This window comes from Sorangiineae bacterium MSr11954 (genome assembly GCA_037157815.1).
Taxonomy (GTDB): Bacteria; Myxococcota_A; Polyangia; order Polyangiales; family Polyangiaceae; genus Pendulispora; species Pendulispora albinea.
Genome location: CP089984.1, coordinates 1,036,758 through 1,057,052, shown reverse-complemented (window position 1 = coordinate 1,057,052; position 20,295 = coordinate 1,036,758). Strand labels below are relative to the sequence as shown.

The window sequence follows — 20,295 nt, the reverse complement described above, 5'->3', positions numbered from 1 at the left end:
ATGGCCGGCTTCGGTGAGGTGCTGCATCGTTGGGCATTGGAATGCCCGGGCGATGTCGCGTTCACGTTTCTCGGTGCGCGGGATGGAGAGGATATCTGCTGGACATACGGTGAGCTGGACCGTCGAGCGCGCAGGATCGCAGCAGCCCTGGCGCCGTTCGACGGTTCGGTGCTGTTGATTCAGCCGACCGGTCCCGAGTTCGTCGAAGCGTTGTTCGGTTGCCTCTATGCCGGCCGACCCGCCATTCCAACGTATCCGCCGCACCCGCTGAATCCCCGGCCAACGTTGCAACGGCTTCGCAAGATCGTTGCGGACGCGCGGCCGGGGGTCGTTGCCGTGAGCGCCCACCTGGCCGCCGCCGTCGATAGCCTGCGGGACGACATTCCGGAGCTGGCGCACACTCCGCGGATTGTCTCCGATAGGGTGATCGGCAGCTCGCCGGAAACGGAACACGATGGTCCGAGCCTTTCCGCGCCCAATCCGGATGTGGGCCCCGACGATTTGGCGGTGCTGCAGTATACCTCCGGGTCGACGGGCGATCCGCGGGGGGTGATGCTCACCCACGGCAATCTATTGGCCAATACCGCGTTCATCGGCCGCGGCTTCGAGCTGACGCGCGCCAGCCGCGCGGTGACCTGGCTGCCCCCGTACCACGACATGGGTTTGATTGGCGGGCTGCTTCAACCCGTGCTCGCGGGACTGCCATGCACGGTCCTCGCCACCTTGGACTTTTTGAAACGCCCGGTTCGTTGGCTGCAGGCGATCGCACAAACGAAGGCCACCATCTCGGGCGGACCGAACTTCGCGTACGAGCTTTGCGCAAACCGCATCAAGGAAGAGGACAGCCGCGATCTGGATCTTCGCTCCTGGATCTTGGCGTACAACGCCTCGGAGCCGATCAACCCGGCCGTGCTCCAGCGATTTGCCGAACGTTTTCGCGACAATGGTTTTCGGCCGGAGGCATTTTATCCTTGTTACGGCCTGGCCGAGAGCACGCTCGCGGTGACGCTCGATCGGGTGGGCCGGCCGCCGGTGGTCGAGAAGGTCGATCGCGGCGCGCTCTCCGAAGGACGTTTCGTCAGAGCCGGCGCCCATGCGCGTGGGGAGGCGCTGCTGGTCAGCTCCGGACGGGCGGATCCGGAGCACGAGTGCATCGTGGTGGATCCTGAGAGCCTTCGGCCGGTCGCATCCGGGGCCGTCGGCGAGATCTGGGCTCGGGGTCCGAGCGTGGCCCTGGGGTATTTGAATCGGGAGGAAGAGACGCGAACCACCTTTGGTGCCAGGCTGGCGACCGGCGAAGGACCATTTCTGCGCACGGGCGATCTGGGAGCGATGATCGACGGTGAGCTGTTCATCACGGGGCGGATCAAGGACGTCATCATCCTTCGCGGCCGCAACCATGCGCCGCAGGACATCGAGGCGGCGGTGGCGAGCAGCCATCCTATATTGCGCCCCAGCGGCGGCGCGGCCTTTGCCGTCCAGGAGCAAGGCGAGGAGCGGCTGATCATCGTTCAAGAGGTGGAGTCCGCGAAGGCACTGGATACCACGGCGGTGATGCGCGCCATCCGCCGCGCCGTGGCCGCGGTCAGCGATCTTCAACCCACCGCCATCGTTCTCATCCGATGGGGGCAGCTGCCAAAGACCACCAGCGGCAAGGTCCAGCGGCAAGCTTGCCGATCCATGTTCGTGCAGGGCACGCTCGAAGCGGTGGCCGAGTGGCGGTCGCCTCGGGTGCCCCTGCTGTCGTCGTCGTCCTCGAGCGCGTCGTCCTCGAGCGCGTCGTCCTCGAGCGCGTCGTCGTCGAGCGCGTCGGCGGGGCCGCGGGACGAGCGTGGCGAGGGCGAGGCGCGATGGGCCCATCGATCGGTGGCGGTCGAGGCCTTGGACAACGCGGCGGAGGGAGGCGGGCCGTGATTGCCACCGACGACTTCGTTGCAAACCTCCGGCACGAACGAGACGTGGAGCAACCGGCGGCGCATACGACGTCGTCCGATCCGACGGAGCGGCACCGGGAGGCGAAGTCCCGCGAGCTGATCGCGTTCTTGCGCGACTACGCGAGCACGCGTTTGAACGCGCGCCTGGCGGACGCGCGGCGCTGCCTGCCGCCGCACGTGGTGCTCGACTTTGGCCGGCAGGGGCTGTTCGGATTGCGCGTGCCGCGCGAGCTCGGGGGGATCGCGTTGGGCTGGCGGTTCGGCGGCTCGGTGATCGAGCAGCTCGCGGCCATCGATCTGACATTGGCCATGCTGGTCGGCATTCACAACGAGCTGGGCGTCGGCCCGATCCTCGGATGGGGAACGGGGCAAGCCAAGTCGGAAATGCTGCCTTTGCTCGCGACCGGGCGAATGCTGGGCGGATTGGCCATCACCGAGCGCGGTGCAGGTTCGAATCCCCATGCCATCTCGAGCACGGCCACGCCGCAGCCCGATGGATCCTGGGCGATTGCGGGCGAGAAGATCCTCGTCGGCAATGGCTCGTGGGCGGGTATCATCAATGTGTTCGCGCGCCGCGACGACGCGCAAAGCCGGAAGGGCATCATTGGATTGACCGTCCCCACCGATCGCGCCGGCGTTCACATGGGGCCGGAGATGATGACGATGGGGATGCGATCCATCGTTCAAAACTCCATTCGATTCGAGGACGTTCGGGTCCAGGCGCACGAAGTTCTCGGCGACCCCGATGGCAATTTCGAGGTGGCCGAGGAATCGTTCCGAATGGCGCGCCTCGGGCTCACCTTGGCCGCGACGGGCGCCATCAAGCGTTGCGCGCAGCTGCTGGTGCGCTATGCGTCGCGCCGAAAGATCTGGACCGGTCCGCTGGGGAAGAGCGCGGTGTTCTGCGGGGCGCTGCGGACCATGTTGGACGCCGCGCAGGTCCTCGAGCGATTGTGCGGGGTGGTCACCGAAGCGCTGGATCAAAAGCGCGCGATCCCCGCGGAGCTCTTCTTCGTGTGCAAGATCCTGGGCCCGGAGCATCTCTGGTTCGCGGCCGATAACCTCGTCCAGTGGCTGGGCGGCCGCGGGTATTTGGAGTCCAACGAGGCGCCGCAGATCCTGCGCGACGCGCGCCTGTTCCGAATTTTCGAAGGACCGACGGAAGCCATGAAGGTGCAACTCGGTTCGATGTGGCAGGCCGGCGCGGGCGAGCTCAAGGCATGGCTCGCGGCGCTCCCCGGTGGCGCGGAGGTCTTGCGCCAGGTGCAGGGCGCGTGCGATGCGATCTGGGATACGCCGTCTCCCTCCGGGTTGAACCTCGGCCAACATACGTTTGCTCGCCGGCATGCCATTGGGGCGCTCGTCGCGCAAGGGATCGCATGGGCGCTGCTGGCGGATCTGGCCGCACCGTCGGGATTGGCGGAGCGCGCCCAGCGGGCGTTCCAGGAGCTCACGCGGGTGGAATGGGAGCGAACATCCGGCGCGGCGCTGCTCGACTTGGATGCCGTCGGGCGGACGCTCGCGTCGGATATTGGAGATATCGTTCAGGCTCTGCCCGGCGAAGATTGGGTGTTCGACGAGCTGCTGGCGCGTTAAGCAATCCGGAACGACGACCGAAGGTGGGCCTCCAGCGCGCGAATGTCGGCCGCGTCCTTGTTGCGATCGGCGGGATCGGCGCGAAGCTCTTTTTGCGCGCGTTTCCAGGTGAGCAAATCTTCGAGGGCGGCTACCCGTACGCCGTGCGAGCCATCGACGGCGGCGGCTCGCGCTTCGACCGCATCGAAGGCGACACCGGGAAACGCGGCGAGGAGCTCGATGGGCTCCGCGTCGACGACGATCCTGGCGACGCCGTCCTTCACGACATGCGAAAACCCCTCGGCGGGCCAAGACGAAAAGGTCGCGGGGGAGACGAACAAATCGATATCGCCGGGCTCGCGTCCCAGGTGAACGCCGCGCAGCACGATGGCCGCGCTGCCCATGACGATGGCTCGCTCGAGCAACGGTCTCGGGATGCGCGCGCACACCGTGAGCATTCGGTCGTTCAACGCGCGATCGCGATGCTCACCTCCGCGGTCACTCATCGGAGATGGATGCTGCGAGGCCGACCGCGACCAGCATGCAACCTACGGCCATGCCGAAGACGCCTTCCACGCCGATTCGGTCGAGCAAGCTGCCGGTCAACGAAGCGACGGCGGCGATTCCCAAGTTGATGGCGCTCGCATTGAGGGCGGTGACCATGCCGCGAGAGCTTCCGGCGATGTGACCGAGCACGCTCTGGTGCACGGGACCGCCGGCGCCATATCCCAATGTCCAGATGGCGACGCCGATCACGGGTACGGCGAGCGAGGGGGCGGGCATCAGCCCCACCAATGCGCTACCCGCTGCGGTTGCGACCATGCCTGAGAGTACCATGCGTTTGCGGGATTGGAACCAGCGCACGAAGGGTCCAATGACGGCATTTCCAAGGACGGTGCAGAGGCCAAAGAACCCGGCGAAGATGCCCGCCGACTCGTCCGACCATCCAAATCGTCTTCGGACCGTTTCGGAGAGGATCGCGGCCAGGCCAGCCGACGAACCGATCCAGAGAAAGGTCATCCCCAGGCGGCGCCCGACACCGCGTATCGCAAGCGCCGCGCGCACGCCCGCCCATGGCGACAGGGTTTGCGAGGCTGGAACGCGCGGGAGCTGAAGCCGCAAAATGGCAATGCTCGACGTGAGAGCCACCGCCGCGAGCAAGACATACGCGATTCGCCAATGCGCGCGGGTCGCGAGGAACGAGCTTACGACCGGGGTCACCACGAAGCTCACGGTCAACCCGGACAGGACCCGACCCATGGCCACCGGGGCCTTGTCGAGGGGTACCACATCATTTACGATGGCGAGGGTATTCGGCTGAATCACCGCCGCACAAATGCCCGCCAGGGCCCATCCGATCAGCGCCCCCTGGAAGGTGCGGGACGATGCTACACCGAGCATCGTCGCCGCAAATCCCAGCAGCGCGGGCACGAGCATCGCTTTGCGCCCAAAGCGGTCCGAAAGGGAGCCGAGCATGGGCGCGAACACCGCGTAGAGAATCGCGTACACCGCCGGAAACAACGCAATCTCCTGCACCGACCGGCCCAACGACCGACTCATTTCGGATGACATCGGTACGGCGACGACCTCCGCCGAACCAATGATGAACGTCGAAACAATGAGCGAACCAAGTCGCAACGTGCGCACCCTCGCCTTCTACACGGGGTTCGAGATGGACTTCGAAAAATCGGCGTGCACGATCCTCGATGAGCCCTCCAACGGCCGGAGGCCCGAGAGACATGTGCGACATCTCGGGAGATGGTACTGCGCCCGACGATGTCGGGCGGGCATGCGAACGCGATCCGATCGCGGTGCGAGCTCCGTCACGGCGATGCGAGCGCTGCTTGTACGCATCAACGCTGTCAGAACGCGACGAGAGTGCCGTCTGTGCGCGATCCAAACGCGATGCGAGTGCCAGCAGTGCGCGATGCGAGCGCCGCAAGCGCGCGTCAAACGCGGTCAGAACGCGATACGAGCTCCGTCTGTGCGCGATCAACACATGATGCGAACGCGGTGCGAGCGCCGTCTATGCGATGCGAACACACGGTCGGAACGCGATGGCAAGCGCCCGTCCGTGCGCGATGCGCGCTCCGTCAGCGCCTGATCCAAACGCGCTCCGATCGCGATGCGAGCGCCGTCTGTACGATGCGAACACACGGTCGGAACGCGATAACAAGCGTCCGTCCGTGCGCGATGCGCGCTCCGTCAGCGCCTGATACAACGCGATGCGAACGCGCCCCGATCGCGGTGCGAGCGCCGTCTGTACGATGCGAACACACGGTCGGAACGCGATGGCAAGCGCCCGTCCGTGCGTGACGCGAACGCGTCGAACGCGCCGCAAACGCCGACAGCGCGATGCGGGGCGCCGTGAGTGCGCAAGCGAAACCCGATCAACACACGACTAAAGCATAGATAAAAATTCGTCGCGTGTTCGTGGATCGTCGCGGAAGACGCCAAGTAGGCGGCTGGTTGTGAGGGTCACACCTCGCTTGTGCACGCCACGCATGGTCATGCATTGATGCTCGGCGGTGACGACGACCGCAACACCTCGTGGGGCCAGCACGCGCTGCAAGGTGTCGGCGATTTGGGCGGTCATCTTTTCTTGGATGGTGAGACGCTTTGCGTAGACGTCCACGAGGCGTGCCAGCTTCGAAATGCCGACCACGCGATTGTTCGGCAAGTAGGCGACATGGGCCTTGCCGATGATGGGCGCGAGATGGTGCTCGCAATGGCTCTCGAGCGCGATGTCCTTTAGAATGACGACTTCGTCGTAGTCGTCGGTGTCCTCGAAGGTGCTCTGGAGGATCTCCTCCGGATTTTCTTGGTATCCGTGAAAGTACTCCTGGTAGGCACGCACGACCCGACCCGCGGTGCCGCGCAAACCCTCGCGCGACGGATCGTCCCCAGCCCAACGGAGCAAGGTGCGGACGGCCTCCTCGGCCTCTTCACGGGATGGTCTGCCACTTTGAACGAGGTTCAGCTTGAACGAGTTCATGGACGTGCTCGTTAAAAGAAGTGGATCTCGAGGTCGATGTTGGACAAGTACGTCCAATCGATTCCGTTCACGTCGAATTGATTCGGGATGTAAATCCGATCGTCGTTGGGCTCCTCCTCGTAGGTGAGCCCCGCACAGATGTAGCGCTCGAGGTAATCGCGATCGGTAGGCACGATGGCCTCCACCCCGTTCCCCGTTACATCGATGATGTAGTTGATGTCGCCGGGCTGGTAGGTGTTCACGATTTCGGACAGCTCCGTCAGGCCAACGTAGCGTAGGAGATCCTGTGCAAAGTTGTTCGCGCCCAACTCGAAGTCGATGCGGTCGCGCCGGAGCTTCTGGGAGCTGCCGTGGAGGTTCTTCGTTTCGTAGATGTGGAGTGCACCTTGCCTATCGCTGGAGTCGTAGATGTAGCGGTAGCGATCGTTGCCCGAGCGATTGGCGGCGGAGATGAAGTAATAATGCCCCAGGCTATGCAAGGTCACGAAGGCCTTCGAGGAAAAAGACTGGCCGCCGGTAAACGCGAAAGAACGGTTCTTGATGATCGCCTTGATGTTGTTGCGATGGGCCGGCACGGTGGTGATCTCGAGCCCGAACAAGTCTTGAAAGACGCCGATCATCCTCTCGAACATCGGCGGAGTGACCATATTCAACACATGGTCGATCTTCTGAACGATAGGCAACGCGACTTGGTCCAGCATAAAGCCTCCACATTTCGTGTATTTCGTGTAGTTCGTGTAACGTGATTTCGCAGATGACGCGTGTGAATCCTGTATCGTGATTCGAGATGATGATTCGTGACGGTTGAACTCCGAATCGGGTACAGCAACGGGGACATTCCAAACACGAACGTGCGGCAGCTCGGCTCGTTCAGACGTGCCCTGAGCGAACGTGGCTCGCCGAACGGTTAACCAACGCCGTTCGTTCGAACCGCGGACAAACACGAAAGTCCGCTAGGACGACCAAGGCAACGGCAACAGCCCTACGCAATGCGATACAGCATGAACGATGCCGCCAACTCGCGTTCCGTGATGCAGTAAGATGCGATTAGACCAAGCCGCGTCAAACGCGGCAAGCCATCAAGGCGTTAATTCGACAAAAAGAATGCATCGAACCTCATAGCAGCGATGTCCACGACAGACAAGCGATAGGATTCCAACGCGTCGGATTTATGAAGCGAGGGATTCGCGCACCTTAAATAGATAGGCGCGGGTGGCTCGATGGGAGCGCGAGCGCCGGGATTCAGCAACAGCTGTTCACATTTGCCATCCCAGAGATGTTGTACTTACAGCAAATGAAGTTCAATGAGCGGCGCGTCGACGTCTCCCTCGAAGCGCATCCGTGATTACCATCGACCGCGGTCAAGACAGAGGCGCGCGCCGGAGCTGCATGCGCACGAGCAGCACACGGCGCGGTGAGGCCTCGACCACCTCTGCCTGCACGCCCCCAGGAAGCGTGACACGCGCTCCGCGCGCGGGAAAACCGCCATAGGCCGAGAGAACGAGCCCGCCCAAGGTCGACGCGCTGGCCTCGATGGGAAACTCGAGCCCCAGCTCGCGGTTGATTTGATGCAACGGGGTCTCCCCGCGCACGAGAAACGCCTGGGTGCCTTGTCCGTCGCGCGGCGACGCGGGAGGTGCATCGGAGCTGGGGGCGATATCGATGGAGGGCGCTTCGTTCTCGGCGGTCATCTCGCCGAACAGCTCTTCGGCCAAAATCTCGATGGACACGAGACCCGAGGGCGCTCCGCTCTCGTCGACGAGAATCCCAATTTCCGATCGGGATTGCTGAAGGGTTCGCAGCACGTCCACGGCCCGCGCGCGCTCGGGGAAGATGGGGATCTCCCGCGTGATGGCGCCCAGATGGAACGCGCCGTCCAAGAGCTGGCGATAGAGCTCGTGGGCGAGGACGTAGCCCAATACTTGTTGTTCGCGATCCAAGATGGGATAACGGGCGTGCGGCTGCTCCCTCAACGTTCGTTCGACTTCGTCGCGGGTCGCGAGCGACGAGAGCCAGACCACGTGGTTTTGCGGAATCATCACCGAGTAGGCGCGCAGGCCGCCCAGATCGATGGCGCGCACGGCGATCTTTCCGGTCTGCTCGTCCACCGTTCCCGCGGCCGCGGCCTCGTCGACCAAATGGCGGAGCTCTTCGGGCGAGAAGCGCGTTTCGGTGAAGGTCGTTTGATCGCGGAAGGGCCGCAAAAGAAGGTTCGATAGGGCCGTCAGAAACCAAATCAGCGGACGCGCCGCGCGCGACAAAAGGTAAAGGGGACGGCTGACCACGAGCGCCACCCGCTCCGAGGAGCGCAAGGCCAACGATTTGGGAACGAGCTCCCCCACGACAATCGACAGAACGGAGATGAGCGCGACCACGAGCGCAAAGGCAAATTGGTTCGAGGCGGCGCCGAGCCCGACCTTGCGCAACGCGATGGCGACCGGCTCCTCGAGCACCGCGCCGCCGAACGCGCCCGCGCTCGCTCCAATGACCGTGATCCCGACTTGCACGGTCGCGAGGAATCGCTCGGGCTTTTCGCGCAAACGAAGCGCGGCGCGCGCCGCCCCGCTGCCCTGCTCGGCCAAATGGCGAAGGCGTGTCTCTCGAACGGACACCACGGCAATCTCGGCCCCGGAGAAGAAGCCGTTGGCCAAGGTCAACCCGAAGAGGACCAGCATCTCGAGCGCGATCTCCGTCGTGGCGGTCATCCTCTCGTATTGGCACACCATCCGCCACGTGTGGCGAGCTTGGCCGACTCAATGTTCACCGTTGCGCTCGAATGCGGTGCTTCGGCTCGGCAAAGCGTGAACGTCGGTGCAACTGAGGCGTGTGGGCCCGCCACCGAAATTTGGAGTGGCGTATACGATATACGTCGCGCCCTCCGCCTGCCGCGCGATCCTCTCGACGGCGACGGGTTTGCGACTCTTGGCAAATGCTCGCGGCGTTTGCGGTGGGCTGCGCGGGAACGGATTTGCGATTCGCTGGCGGCTCATGCCCTCGCGTGATCGTACCGTCCGGTCGCTCTCGAGCATGGGACGCCATCAACGTACGTAGGTCTTGAGCACCTCGATCAACTCCTGCGCGGCGCGCGCGCGTTTGCTGTCGCCGTCGGGGTCGACGATGTGGGAGCGCACGTGGCCCTCGAGGACTTCGGCCGTGAGGCTCCCGATGGCGCCGCGGCAGGCCGCGAGCAGATGCATGATCTCGCCGCAGTCGCGCTCTTCGGTCAGCGCGCGCTCGATGGCCTCGACCTGCCCTCGGATCCGGCGAACGCGGTTGAGCAGCTTTTCCTTGTCACGTGTGGTGTGCGCCATGATGGATTACCATACCCCCCATGGTATCCACCTCTGCATCGCTCGTCGAGAAATTGCGGCACGATCACGATCATGGCATCTCGGAGCGCGCCCACGAGGCGCGAACGCGATGGGTCGTGGCGCTGACGATCGCGATGATGGTCTTCGAGCTCGCCGTGGGTTACGTGACGAACTCCCTCGCGCTCACCGCCGATGGCTGGCATATGGCGACGCACGCGGGGGCGCTGGGTATGGCGGCGCTCGCCTATTGGTTCGCGCGGACACGATCGCGCGAGTCGGCATTCAGCTTCGGTACGGGCAAGGTGCACGCGCTGGCTGGGTACACCAACGCGATCGCGCTCGCCGTCGTGGCGCTGTGGATGATGTACGAAGCTGCATCGCGGCTCGTGCACCCCTTGCCCATCGCGTTCGGCGAGGCCCTGCCCGTGGCCATCGTCGGTCTGCTCGTGAACCTCGCGAGCATGAAGCTGCTCCACGTCGGGCACGCGCATCCTCACCACGAGGATGGGCACCATCACGACCATCACCACGAGGATGGGCACCATCACGACCATCACCACGAGGACGGGCACCATCACGACCATCATCACCATCACGACGCGGACGATCATCACGATCACGGCGATCACAATCTTCGTGCGGCCTACCTTCACGTGCTCGCGGATGCGTTCACGAGCGTGCTGGCCATCCTCGCCCTGGTCGGGGGCCGCTATCTTGGATGGTATTTCCTCGATCCGCTGATGGGGATCGTGGGTGGAGTCGTCATTTCGCGCTGGAGCTATGCCCTTTGCCGCGGCGCCGCGCGCCAGCTGCTCGATGTCGTACCGTCGGAGGAGCTCGCGGCGCGCATCCGCCGGCACCTCCAAGACGTGCCGGGGACCGAAGTCGTCGACCTTCACGTTTGGGAAATTGGTCCGAAGGCGCGCGCATGCCTGGCGTCCGTGGTCGCCTCGGAGCCTCGAACGCCGCTCGACTATGCCGAAAAACTACGCCTCGCGGAGGGCCTGGCGCATGTGACGATCGAGGTGCACCGGTGCGGAGGATGACGCCAGCGTGCACCCGCCGGGCCGTTTACGCCATCGCCCGCTGCATCGAAGGGCATACGCGCGAAACATCGCCGCAACATCGATACAGCACCGGTAAAAATTCGATGCAACGTTGATGCAAGTTCGATACGGCTTTCGTCCGGCGAACCCCCGTTGTTGCGTGTTTCTTTCGGCGGCGGATACTTCGTTTTCTTCGAGCGCTCCCGGTTGCCCCTTGCGCGCGATGGGGCGGTGGCTACGCTCTTCGATAGCCGTTCCCCCCTATGGATCGGACGTTTGAGCCCGAGCGGGTGATCGGTCCCGCTCGGGCTCTTTTTTTACACGTGTGTTCTTAGAAAGATGTCGAAAGCGCACGCGCCGAAAGGATCGATTGATTCCGGCATCGGAGCTCATCGTTCCGCGTCATTTCGGTTTGCGTCAATTGCGGTGGTCACGGACGGGCATGGATGCCGTTGGTCGCATATTGGATCATCAACCGATAGAGACGTACATCGGTTGTGCCCCCAGGCAAGTCGGTGATGGTTTCCGTGCGCGTCGCGCGAAGCTCTTCGAGCATCGAACGCAGCTCGTTGTCGTTGGTCGGGGCGCCGATGTCGGGTAATGCGACGTTCCCGACGTCCGACTCCGTATCCACCTTGTTGGAAAAGATGGATACCGTACCACCGGAACCGAAGCGGCGGATGTAGGCGGCGTTGCCGCGATTTTCTTTTCCAACCAGACCGGATAGGAGCACATGCGTCTGCGCATTCTCGTTCGCAATGGTCACATGGCGGTTGGGATCCGGTGCGGCAAATGCGAGGAGCGCGCCCAACACGGTGGCACGACCGCTAAAGCCATTGATGTCCAGAACGGGAGCGGCGGCCCCGCCCGAGGCGCCCGAGAACTGCGCGGCCAAGCCGCCGTTCAAGGTGAAGGTGCCGCTGCTGGAGGCGTCGAGCCGCGCGAGGGTGGGACCGTTCGCCCCCTCGTACCATGCATCCTCGACCACGATGGATCCTTGGTTGGTCACGCGGTAGAGCGATCCTCCGGGGTTGGCCCACGCATTGAAAGTGCCGCCGCGAATGACGATGCGGCTCGTCTTTGGCTCCCCGGTGCCGATGGACTGAACGCCATAAGGGCCGGTGCGGGTCACCAAGAGGCCCTGAAAATTCATATGGGCATTACTTAGGCGATCGGCCAGCACATCGACCTGGGTGTTGTGGACCAGCTCGAGCAGCTCGCCGTAGATGCGAGCGTCGGGTTGATCGGCGCCATCGATGGCGATGGCCTCCGAGCTGGTCACCACATGGCCGTCCGAGCTCATGGAAGCGTTGAGTTTCATGTCCTGCAAAACGGCTTTGCTCGGGCCGAGCAAACGAATCAACGGACCGCCCGCGAGCGCCTCTCCCCATAAGGTCGTGGCGGTGCCATCGCCGGAGAGCACCACGTCGAGGTTCGCGGGGATGACCAAGGTGCGCGTCAAATGGTACGCGCCGGGCGCCACGTGCACGATGGGGTGCGTGCCCGCGCGGGTGGCCGCACGATCGATGGCTTGCTGCAGAACGTCCGAAGATGCGCCGGCAGGCACCTCGATGACATCGCCGTTCGAACGGGGTGGCAGCGGCGGCAAGGGGGGGATGGTGCCGTCGATGGCATCGTAAGGAACCACGCGGTCATCGAGGCGGCGGATTCGCGTCGCGCCACCGGAGACGGATTCGGCGTTGGAGACCGTGTACGTGTTGCCGACCGAGAGAAGGTCCGCCGTATTTCCGCCCGCGTTCAAGAGCACGGCGGGTCCGCTCGCGCCCCTCCGGCTTCGAATGCGGTTGTCGAGGAGGATCAGATCGCCCTGGTAGTTGGCGTCGATGGCGACGGGGTTGACCGTGTTCAAGACGGTATTGTTCTGCAAGGTGACGGCATAGGCCATGTAATCGGGCTGGATGGATACGAACCGGTTCGAGCCGATCGACGTGCTATCGCGCACGCCGAGGAAGACGGGATAGTGGGTGACGGTCACGTCGGCGATCGTGGAGTTGCGAAAGACGCTGCCGTGCACATTGAACGAGCCGCCCTGGCCGTCGCCGAACTCGTTGGTCAGCCCGCGGGCGTTGTCGACGAACAGGCTGTCGCGCACCCAATAGTCGACCGCGTTCGGCGACTCGGTGCTCAAGCCTGCGACCGAGCACTTTTCGAAGCGCGTTCGAAAAATGCCGATGTCCGAGTCCATTTCACCAGGCGGGAGCGATCCTCCGATGATGCATTTTTGAATGTTCACGAACGCCAGATCGAACATGTCCACGGCCATGGTGGCGGCGCTCCCCGGCCCTACGGCGTCCCAAGAAAAATGAAGCCCTCCGCCGGCCCTCGCGGCCCCATCGAAGCGAATGCGACCAAAGCGCGAACGCGCCACCCCGTTGGCGAGGAGCATATCGCGATCGGCGGGGCCATCCCAACGAAGGATCGTGGTGTTCGGATCGTCCCCCAGGACGGCGATGGCCTGGTATTTCAATTGGAGGGTCGATGTGATGCGGTATGTTCCGGCGGGGAAATAGACGACCGAGGGTTTGCCGTCTTCGTGGCCCGCGCGGTTCAATGCGTTTTGCACGGCCGCCGTGTCGTCCGTCGTACCGTCTCCTCGGGCGCCGCCATCGCGCTTCACATCGATCCAGCTGGAAAACGGGCCTGGGAATGGAACCGTGGATACGCCCAACGAGCCGGCGGTGCTCCCGCCTCGATCGGCATGGGCGCTCGCCCCGACGCTCGAAGGTTCGACGGCGCAGCCTCGGAACGTAAAAAGGGCAGTCGCGGCTGAAACGAACCCCAAGAAAAGCGATTTCGTGCGCTCCGTCATCGACATGTTCGCCTCACGGGATCGAACCCAGGGTTCGATCCGTAAAAATTCAATTGCAATGACTACGGATGTCCAATCGGGAGAGCACGATTTGGACCAGAGCGAAACGTGTGCAAGAGTGGTCGCATGACTGCCGGACCGCCCCCCTCGAACGAGCCCATTCCTGCACGCGTCCTGGCGCTGGCCGCGGGGCGACCGCTGCGCTGCGTTTGGCGAAACGAGTTGGGCGGGCTCACGTACGAGGTCGGGACCTTGGCCGATCGCGTCTTCGTCAAGTGGTCACCGGCGACCGCCGGCATCGACCTCGCGCGCGAGATCGCGCGTCTGCGCTGGGCGGCAGCGTTTACGGTGGTTCCGAGGGTGCTCGATCAAGGAGCCGATGCCAGCGGTACATGGATGGTCACGGCGCCCCTCGAAGGGGAGAGCGCCGTCTCGGAGCGATGGACGGCGAACCCTGCAAAGGCCGTCGTGGCCATCGGCGAGGGACTTCGAAGGCTGCACGATGCGCTACCCGTCGACACGTGTCCTTTTTCATGGTCGCGCGAAGCTCGATACGATGCGATTTGCCGGGCCGCGGCCGCCGGGAAGATCGATCCTTCGCGATGGCACCCGAGCCATCGTTCGCTCTCCGTCGACGAAGCGTTGAAGCGGCTGGCCGTTGCGCCACCGATCGATCGGCTCGTCGTGTGCCACGGTGACACGTGCGCGCCCAACACCTTGCTGGCCGAGGATGGTCGCTTCACCGGCCACGTCGATCTCGGCGCGCTGGGGGTGGCCGATCGCTGGGCCGATCTGGCGATTGCCACCTGGAGCACGCAATGGAACTACGGACCGGGGTGGGAGGAGCCGCTCCTCGAGGCGTATGGGATTACCGCCGACCCCGAGCGGATTGCTTATTATCGGCTCCTCGCGGATCTGGATCAAGAAGAGCCTTGACGGTCGGGCGGTATCTCGGATTCCCGCCAACAGCGGGTGCGCGTGGGCGCTCGAACGGCTCGATTCTCTGATTGCCAATTGGTAAACTGACGGCATGAGCTTGCATGCTTCGAATCGCTTGCAGCGGGCGCTCGCGCCCGTCTGGATGCGTCTCTTTCGGGATCGGCGCGGCGTCTCGGCGGTCGAGTACGCGCTTCTCCTGGGTGCGATTTTAATCGCGGTGGCGGTGGGCTACCGCACCCTTGGAGGCAACAACGCGCTCACGGCGAAGAACGCCACCGCCGTCCTCATGGGCGGTGGCGGCGGGACCGGCAGCAGCGGGAGCGAGGTCCCCGGTTCGGGAGGAACCAACGGCAACGGAACGCCGAACGATCCGGGCTCGGCGTGTCCCGGCGGGGTGTGCAGCGCGCCGGGCAGCTGCTTCGTGGCAGGAACCCCGGTGGCCACGCCCTCGGGCGATCGGCCGATCGAGAGCCTCGCGCCCGGCGATCTCGTGTTCGCGCGCGGGGAGCTCGACGACGCCGTCACGGTGCGCCCCGTTCTGACCACGTACGTGCGGCCTGCGCCGGCGCTCGTGGACGTGCACCTCGCGAATGTCGACGGCGAGCACGAGGTGGTGCGTTCGACGCCGGAGCATTTGTACTTTACACAGATTCGGGCTTGGACCGCGGCGGGCGATCTGGCGCCGGGGGAAACGCTGATCGATCGCGCGGGGCGCGAAGTTCGCGTGACCAAGGTCGTGTCCGTGGCGCAGGAAGCTGCGGTTTACAACTTCGAAGTTGGCGTCGATCATACGTATTTCGTCGGTCGCAGCGCGGTGTGGGTGCACAACCCGCCCGGGTGCGAGGAAGGGAACCCGCCCCAAACGGGCCCCGTGCCGCCGACCACTCCGGCGACGACCCAGGCCGACAAAGAAAACCGGATCAAGGACTCGGTCACCAACCCGGACGGGAGCCTCATCGGAAAAGAGGACTCCACCGGCGTGCGCCTGGTGCCGAAGGAGACGATTCAAGACGTTCGCGCCAACCTCACGCGGGATCTCGGTCCGCCCAAGGTGACGACCACACCCAAGGGGACCATCGAAACATGGACGATTTCGACCGACCCCAAGTCCACGGTCACGTATCGTTCGTTCAGCAGCTCCGGGGGCATGGACGATCCCACGATTGACTTCAACAACGTAAACGGCCTCGGCAACTTCAAACGATTGCACGCCGAAAAGACCCCCTGATGGATGCCGCCTACCGCGAGGAGCTCGATTACCTGAAGGCCTACGCCGGGCAAGATTGGCTGGGATTTGGCCCCATCGCGGGAGCCGCGGCCAAATTGTTGCGCGGGCGTTGGACGCAAGATGCCGAAAACGAGCTGATGCTCCGCTTGGTGGCAGACCTGTTGGCCGCGGGGGTCCGGGCGGGCGAGCTCACCTCGAGCGACGAGACCCCCTTCGAGCCTTGGCCGGGCGATGCGGCTGCCGTCCTCGATCGCATCGCGCGCGAATTGAAAGCGCGGGCCGATTCGCCCGATACTGGGGATATCTGCTGGTTTACGGTGCTCCAGCCGCGTAGCGGCTGATTCCAAGGCTGCGTAGCGGCGGATTCCAAGGGCTGCGTAGCGGCGGATTCCAAGGGCTGCGTAGCGGCGGATTTCCGAAAAAGCTGCGCAGCGGCTGATTCCAAGGCTGCGTAGCGGCGGATTTCCGAAAAAGCTGCGCAGCGGCTGATTCCAAGGCTGCGTAGCGGCGGATTTCCGAAAAAGCTGCGTAGCGGCGGATTCCAAGGCTGCGTAGCGGCGGGATTTCCGAAAGGTTGCGTAGCGGCCGGTTTCGGAGGGGCGGGGCTCGTTGATTTGGAAGCAAAGAACGGAGTGTTGTGGGCGCGGTGTGGCGGCATGCTCTCGGTTGCGTACTTTCGAGAGGGGTATTTCGATGACCGTGCAGAGCAATGACGTGAATTTCATGGTGGCCGCCGAAGATCGGATGAACGGAAAGGCCCTGGCGGCGGTGGCGGTGACCGTGCTGCTCTGGGCATCGTCCTTCGTCGCCATTCGCAGCGCGGGAGCGCACTTTGCTCCGGGCGCGCTCGCGCTCGGGCGCTTGCTCGTAGGGGCGGCGGCGCTCGGTGCGCTGTGCGTGGTGCGCGGCGAGGGATGGCCCCCGCGCGCGGCGTGGCCGGGCATCGCGGGCTCCGGCATTTTGTGGTTTGGATTGTACATGCTCGCCCTCAATGCGGCGGAGCACGAGGTGGACGCTGGGACGGCGGCCATGATCGTCAACACCGGCCCCGTCGGGATCGCGCTCCTCGGCGGATGGTTGCTCCGCGAAGGGTTCCCGCGCCGCTTGCTCGCGGGAATGGCCGTGTCGTTCGCGGGCGCGATCGTCGTGGGCATTTCCATGTCCGACCACGGCCGATCCTCGATCTTCGGCGTGCTCTTGTGCGTCTTCGCGGCCGTGTCCTATGCGGCGGGAGTCATCTGTCAAAAGCCGGCGCTGCGGCACGCCTCCGCGCTGCAGGTCACCACCTTCGGGTGCATGGTCGGCGCGATATGTTGTCTCCCCTTCGCCGGCTCGTTGCTATCCCAAATCGGACGCGCGCCCCTCTCGGCCACCTGCAACATGATTTACCTCGGGATCTTTCCAACGGCGGTCGCGTTCACCACCTGGGCTTATGCGCTCGCACGCACCACCGCCGGGCGCTTGGGTGCGACGACGTACATCGTCCCGGCGTTGGTGGTGGTGATGTCCTGGGCAGTGCTCGGCGAGGTTCCGCGCGCGCTCGCCTTCGCCGGCGGCCTTTTGTGCCTCGCCGGCGTCGTCGTCTCCCGCGGACGCGGGACCAAGCGCGCGCGCGTCACGACACAGCGCTAGTCGGCTTCGATGGTCCTCGTGACCTGAAAGGTGCCGGCGAACTTGCTGGCGCAAGCTTCGAACGCGGCCGCCTCCGTCGATGTGCCGCCGTCGGGCAGCCGCGGATCCGAGAGCCGGAGCGCGATATGGATGCCCGCATCCCCCGACGCGCGAAAGAGCACCGCTTCGGGACGCGCGCCCGCACCGTCGGGCGCAGGAGCCCCAGGGATCACGGGCATGGCAGGAATCGGAGGAATCGCAGGAGTCGCAGGAGTCGCAGGGGCGCCGGGGGCACCCGGGGGAGCGGAGGCCGTATCCGCGCGGGTGAAGAACGTGGGCAGTCCAGGCTTGGGCTCCGGGGGATCGGGCCAGTCGACGCCGTGCTCGCGCATGCAACGCGCATGATCGAGGATCTTCGCGTGGAGCTTGGCCCGCGTCTCCGGATCCAGTTGGGGCGGGCGTACGGAGGTGTCGGCGTCGGGGGTGGTCAGCCCCTGGGACGAGGACTCCGCCGTTTCGGGAGAAGGCGAGCTACCCTGGGAGCAGCCCGCGAGCGCGGCGCTCGCGAGGATCAAGGTGAACGAGGCAAACGAGACCATACGAAGGTTCATGGGTGATTCTCCTTTCGAGGGGTCACCGTAGATCGTCGATGCTTATGGGAAGCTGAGCGCCCCTGAGAGTGTTCTCAGCTTGCTCTAAGGTCGACGCTGGCAAGATGGGTGCTCGTCATGCGCATACTCATTGTCGAAGACGAAGTGCGCCTCGCCGATGCGCTGGCGGCCGGGCTTCGCGCGGAGGGATTCTCGGTGGACGTCGCGCGCGATGGCTCGGACGGGCTCGAGCGCGCGCGCGAGGGAACGTTTGCCGCCATCGTGCTCGATTTGCTGCTGCCCGGGATGAACGGCTACGAGATCTGCGAGACCTTGCGCGCCGAGCAGATCTGGACCCCCATTCTGATGCTCACCGCCAAAGACGGCGAGTACGACGAGGCCGAGGCGCTCGACACGGGCGCCGACGATTTCTTGTCCAAGCCGTTCTCCTATGTGGTGCTGGTGGCGCGGCTGCGCGCGCTCATCCGTCGAGGCTCGGTCGCGCGCCCCGCCAAGCTGTCGGTGGGCGACTTGACCCTGGATCCAGCCACACGCGAAGTGTGCCGCGGCGAGCAGCCGATCGCGCTCACGCCGCGCGAGTTTGCGCTCGTCGAGTCGCTCATGCGCCGCTCGGGTGAGGTGATCACCAAGCAGCAGCTCCTCGCCGACGTGTGGGGCGAAGAGTTTGGCGGCGATCCCAACTTGGTCGAGGTCTATGTGCGCTATGTGCGGCGAAAGGTCGACGAGCCCTTTGGTCGCCAAACCCTGCGCACGGTGCGGGGCGTGGGCTACCGCTTGGTGGCCGACGGCGCGGGCGGGCGCGCGGGGGACGGATCGTGAAGGTGCTGCGCGCGGCGGGCGTTCGCGTTCGCGTGACATTCGCGGTCACGGCCCTCTTCGGCATCGCCCTGGTGATGGGCGCGCTGCTCTTGGTGCGCGCGGTGGAGCACACCGTGATGCACTCCATCGAGGAGCAGCATGCCATGCACCTTCGAGCGCTGCGCGCGCAGGTCGAGCGCGGCGTGCCGCTCGATGCGCTCCTGGCTCCCCCGGGCTCGCCCAACGTGACGTTCGAGGTGCGCAGGCCCGAGAGCGATCCATCGGCGCCGCAGGTGCTCTACGCCATCCCGCCGCTCCGTGCCCTCCCCGCGCACCCGGCGCTCCCTCCATCGCCGACGCCCCCCACACTCCCCCCGGGCGCGGCCGACGTGGACTGGAGCGTGACGCGGCTGCCCACCATTTCGCCGCGCGAAGGGCGCTTGATGCTGGTGGCGGCCAGCCCGCTCGACGACATTCGCCAGAGCGTCGATGCGCTGCGGCGGGTGCTGTGGGCGGCGATCCCCGCGCTGGTGGCGGCCATTGCGCTGGGCGCGTGGTGGGTGACGGGCCGCGCGCTCTCGCCGGTGCGCGCGATGACCCAGCGGGTCGCATCCATCCACGGCAGCACGCTCCACGAGCGCCTGCACGTGCCGGCCTCCGGCGACGAGATCGCCGAGCTCGCGCAGACCATGAACTCGATGCTCGACCGCCTCGAGCAAGCGGCGCGGCGGCAGCGGGAGTTCGTCTCCGATGCATCGCACGAGCTGCGCAGCCCCGTGGCGAGCATCCGCACGCAGCTCGAGGTCGCCCTCTTGCACCCCGATCCTTCGCGCTGGCCCGCCGTCGCGCGCGACGTGCTCGAGGAAGACGCTCGCCTGGAGAAGCTCGTCGCCTCGCTGCTGCTGCTGGCGCGCCTCGACGAGACCACCACCGTGGCGCAGGGCGAGGTCGACCTCGACGATCTCGTGCTCGAGCACGCGGCCCGGCCATGGCGTTTGCCGGTGGACGTGCAGCGCGTGCAGGCCGTGCGCCTCGTAGGCGATCGGCCGCAGCTCGCGTGCGTGGTGCGCAATTTGATCGAGAACGCCGTCCGGCATGGCAAAACGCGCGTCGCCATCGCCACCTCCGCGGGAAGGCGCACCATCCGCCTCACGGTCGATGACGATGGCGCAGGCATTCCCGAGGCGCACCGCACCCGCGTCTTCGAGCGCTTTACCCGCCTCGAAGAAGGTCGCAGCCGCGATGCCGGGGGTGCGGGCCTAGGGCTCTCCATGGTGCAGCGCATCGTCGAGCTCCATGGCGGCTCGGTGCACGTCGAATGCAGCCCTCTCGGCGGGGCTCGGATCGCGGTTGCGTTCCCGATATCCGTTCCCGCGACGCGCACGACGCACGAGCTTCACCATCACGCGTAGGGTTC

Annotated in this window: 17 protein-coding genes; 9 read left to right on the top strand and 8 right to left on the bottom strand. The window is 65.1% G+C overall.

Going from position 1 to position 20,295, the window contains the following annotated elements; genetic code table 11:
- Both LZC94_04295 and LZC94_04290 read left to right on the top strand, forming a co-directional pair.
- Positions 1-1,914, top strand: coding sequence for a fatty acyl-AMP ligase (locus LZC94_04295; protein WXB16502.1), 1,914 nt, complete (start codon positions 1-3; stop codon positions 1,912-1,914).
- Positions 1,911-3,530, top strand: a complete 1,620-nt coding sequence (locus tag LZC94_04290) for an acyl-CoA dehydrogenase family protein (GenBank protein ID WXB16501.1) — start codon at positions 1,911-1,913, stop codon at positions 3,528-3,530. The genes LZC94_04295 and LZC94_04290 overlap by 4 nt, the downstream gene beginning before the upstream one ends.
- Here LZC94_04290 and LZC94_04285 read toward each other — a convergent pair.
- From LZC94_04285 to LZC94_04260, 6 genes are all read right to left on the bottom strand, one after another.
- Entirely contained in the window at positions 3,527-4,015 is a 489-nt protein-coding gene (locus tag LZC94_04285) for a hypothetical protein (protein WXB16500.1), read from the bottom strand. The genes LZC94_04290 and LZC94_04285 overlap by 4 nt on opposite strands.
- Positions 4,008-5,069 (bottom strand): MFS transporter, encoded by a 1,062-nt coding sequence (locus tag LZC94_04280; GenBank protein WXB16499.1) that lies wholly within the window; start codon positions 5,067-5,069, stop codon positions 4,008-4,010. Before LZC94_04280 ends, LZC94_04285 begins: the two co-directional genes overlap by 8 nt.
- Positions 5,070-5,910: 841 nt before the next feature.
- Positions 5,911-6,504, bottom strand: coding sequence for a GTP cyclohydrolase I FolE (folE, locus tag LZC94_04275; protein ID WXB16498.1), 594 nt, complete (start codon positions 6,502-6,504; stop codon positions 5,911-5,913).
- 11 nt (positions 6,505-6,515) lie between these two features.
- The gene (locus LZC94_04270) at positions 6,516-7,205 is read right to left on the bottom strand and encodes a hypothetical protein (protein ID WXB16497.1); all 690 of its coding nucleotides are present in this window, start codon (positions 7,203-7,205) and stop codon (positions 6,516-6,518) included.
- A 660-nt stretch (positions 7,206-7,865) separates the two neighbouring features.
- Complete coding sequence (locus LZC94_04265) at positions 7,866-9,209, bottom strand: hemolysin family protein (protein WXB16496.1); 1,344 nt, start codon at positions 9,207-9,209, stop codon at positions 7,866-7,868.
- A 333-nt stretch (positions 9,210-9,542) separates the two neighbouring features.
- A complete protein-coding gene (locus tag LZC94_04260; protein WXB16495.1) occupies positions 9,543-9,815 on the bottom strand; it encodes a metal/formaldehyde-sensitive transcriptional repressor in 273 nt (90 codons plus the stop codon).
- 20 nt (positions 9,816-9,835) lie between these two features.
- Between LZC94_04260 and dmeF the strand changes: the two genes are divergently transcribed.
- Complete coding sequence (gene dmeF, locus LZC94_04255; GenBank protein WXB16494.1) at positions 9,836-10,861, top strand: CDF family Co(II)/Ni(II) efflux transporter DmeF; 1,026 nt, start codon at positions 9,836-9,838, stop codon at positions 10,859-10,861.
- A 430-nt stretch (positions 10,862-11,291) separates the two neighbouring features.
- Here dmeF and LZC94_04250 read toward each other — a convergent pair whose 3' ends face one another.
- A complete protein-coding gene (locus LZC94_04250; GenBank protein ID WXB16493.1) occupies positions 11,292-13,691 on the bottom strand; it encodes a glycoside hydrolase family 55 protein in 2,400 nt (799 codons plus the stop codon).
- A 126-nt stretch (positions 13,692-13,817) separates the two neighbouring features.
- On the opposite strand from LZC94_04250, the gene LZC94_04245 reads away from it, so the two are divergent.
- The 4 genes from LZC94_04245 to LZC94_04230 all read left to right on the top strand — a co-directional run bounded on the left by LZC94_04245 (position 13,818) and on the right by LZC94_04230 (position 17,490).
- Positions 13,818-14,627 carry an aminoglycoside 3'-phosphotransferase gene (locus tag LZC94_04245; protein WXB16492.1) on the top strand — a complete coding sequence of 270 codons (810 nt, stop codon included), beginning with the start codon at positions 13,818-13,820 and terminating at the stop codon, positions 14,625-14,627.
- Between the two features lie 94 nt (positions 14,628-14,721).
- Complete coding sequence (locus LZC94_04240; protein ID WXB16491.1) at positions 14,722-15,858, top strand: Hint domain-containing protein; 1,137 nt, start codon at positions 14,722-14,724, stop codon at positions 15,856-15,858.
- Positions 15,858-16,199, top strand: a complete 342-nt coding sequence (locus tag LZC94_04235) for a hypothetical protein (protein ID WXB16490.1) — start codon at positions 15,858-15,860, stop codon at positions 16,197-16,199. The genes LZC94_04240 and LZC94_04235 overlap by 1 nt, the downstream gene beginning before the upstream one ends.
- Before the next feature lie 352 nt (positions 16,200-16,551).
- Positions 16,552-17,490 carry a DMT family transporter gene (locus LZC94_04230; GenBank protein WXB16489.1) on the top strand — a complete coding sequence of 313 codons (939 nt, stop codon included), beginning with the start codon at positions 16,552-16,554 and terminating at the stop codon, positions 17,488-17,490.
- On the opposite strand, the gene LZC94_04225 is transcribed toward LZC94_04230, so the two are convergent.
- The gene (locus LZC94_04225) at positions 17,487-18,080 is read right to left on the bottom strand and encodes a hypothetical protein (protein ID WXB16488.1); all 594 of its coding nucleotides are present in this window, start codon (positions 18,078-18,080) and stop codon (positions 17,487-17,489) included. The two genes, LZC94_04230 and LZC94_04225, sit on opposite strands and share 4 nt — an antisense overlap.
- Before the next feature lie 117 nt (positions 18,081-18,197).
- Here LZC94_04225 and LZC94_04220 point away from each other — a divergent pair, with 117 nt between their 5' ends.
- Both LZC94_04220 and LZC94_04215 read left to right on the top strand, forming a co-directional pair.
- Positions 18,198-18,899: a response regulator transcription factor gene (locus LZC94_04220; protein ID WXB16487.1), complete on the top strand. Its 702-nt coding sequence runs from the start codon at positions 18,198-18,200 to the stop codon at positions 18,897-18,899.
- Positions 18,896-20,290, top strand: coding sequence for an ATP-binding protein (locus LZC94_04215; protein ID WXB16486.1), 1,395 nt, complete (start codon positions 18,896-18,898; stop codon positions 20,288-20,290). Before LZC94_04220 ends, LZC94_04215 begins: the two co-directional genes overlap by 4 nt.
- Positions 20,291-20,295: the final 5 nt, after the last annotated feature.

What these genes read in the sequence shown, in the direction of transcription:
- LZC94_04295 (WXB16502.1), top strand. Translation starts at nt 1, where the DNA reads ATGGCCGGCTTCGGTGAGGTGCTGCATCGTTGGGCATTGGAATGCCCG.
- LZC94_04285 (WXB16500.1), bottom strand. Translation starts at nt 4,015, where the DNA reads ATGAGTGACCGCGGAGGTGAGCATCGCGATCGCGCGTTGAACGACCGA.
- LZC94_04280 (WXB16499.1), bottom strand. Translation starts at nt 5,069, where the DNA reads ATGAGTCGGTCGTTGGGCCGGTCGGTGCAGGAGATTGCGTTGTTTCCG.
- folE (WXB16498.1), bottom strand. Translation starts at nt 6,504, where the DNA reads ATGAACTCGTTCAAGCTGAACCTCGTTCAAAGTGGCAGACCATCCCGT.
- LZC94_04270 (WXB16497.1), bottom strand. Translation starts at nt 7,205, where the DNA reads ATGCTGGACCAAGTCGCGTTGCCTATCGTTCAGAAGATCGACCATGTG.
- LZC94_04265 (WXB16496.1), bottom strand. Translation starts at nt 9,209, where the DNA reads ATGACCGCCACGACGGAGATCGCGCTCGAGATGCTGGTCCTCTTCGGG.
- LZC94_04260 (WXB16495.1), bottom strand. Translation starts at nt 9,815, where the DNA reads ATGGCGCACACCACACGTGACAAGGAAAAGCTGCTCAACCGCGTTCGC.
- dmeF (WXB16494.1), top strand. Translation starts at nt 9,836, where the DNA reads ATGGTATCCACCTCTGCATCGCTCGTCGAGAAATTGCGGCACGATCAC.
- LZC94_04250 (WXB16493.1), bottom strand. Translation starts at nt 13,691, where the DNA reads ATGACGGAGCGCACGAAATCGCTTTTCTTGGGGTTCGTTTCAGCCGCG.
- LZC94_04245 (WXB16492.1), top strand. Translation starts at nt 13,818, where the DNA reads ATGACTGCCGGACCGCCCCCCTCGAACGAGCCCATTCCTGCACGCGTC.
- LZC94_04240 (WXB16491.1), top strand. Translation starts at nt 14,722, where the DNA reads ATGAGCTTGCATGCTTCGAATCGCTTGCAGCGGGCGCTCGCGCCCGTC.
- LZC94_04235 (WXB16490.1), top strand. Translation starts at nt 15,858, where the DNA reads ATGGATGCCGCCTACCGCGAGGAGCTCGATTACCTGAAGGCCTACGCC.
- LZC94_04230 (WXB16489.1), top strand. Translation starts at nt 16,552, where the DNA reads ATGACCGTGCAGAGCAATGACGTGAATTTCATGGTGGCCGCCGAAGAT.
- LZC94_04225 (WXB16488.1), bottom strand. Translation starts at nt 18,080, where the DNA reads ATGAACCTTCGTATGGTCTCGTTTGCCTCGTTCACCTTGATCCTCGCG.
- LZC94_04220 (WXB16487.1), top strand. Translation starts at nt 18,198, where the DNA reads ATGCGCATACTCATTGTCGAAGACGAAGTGCGCCTCGCCGATGCGCTG.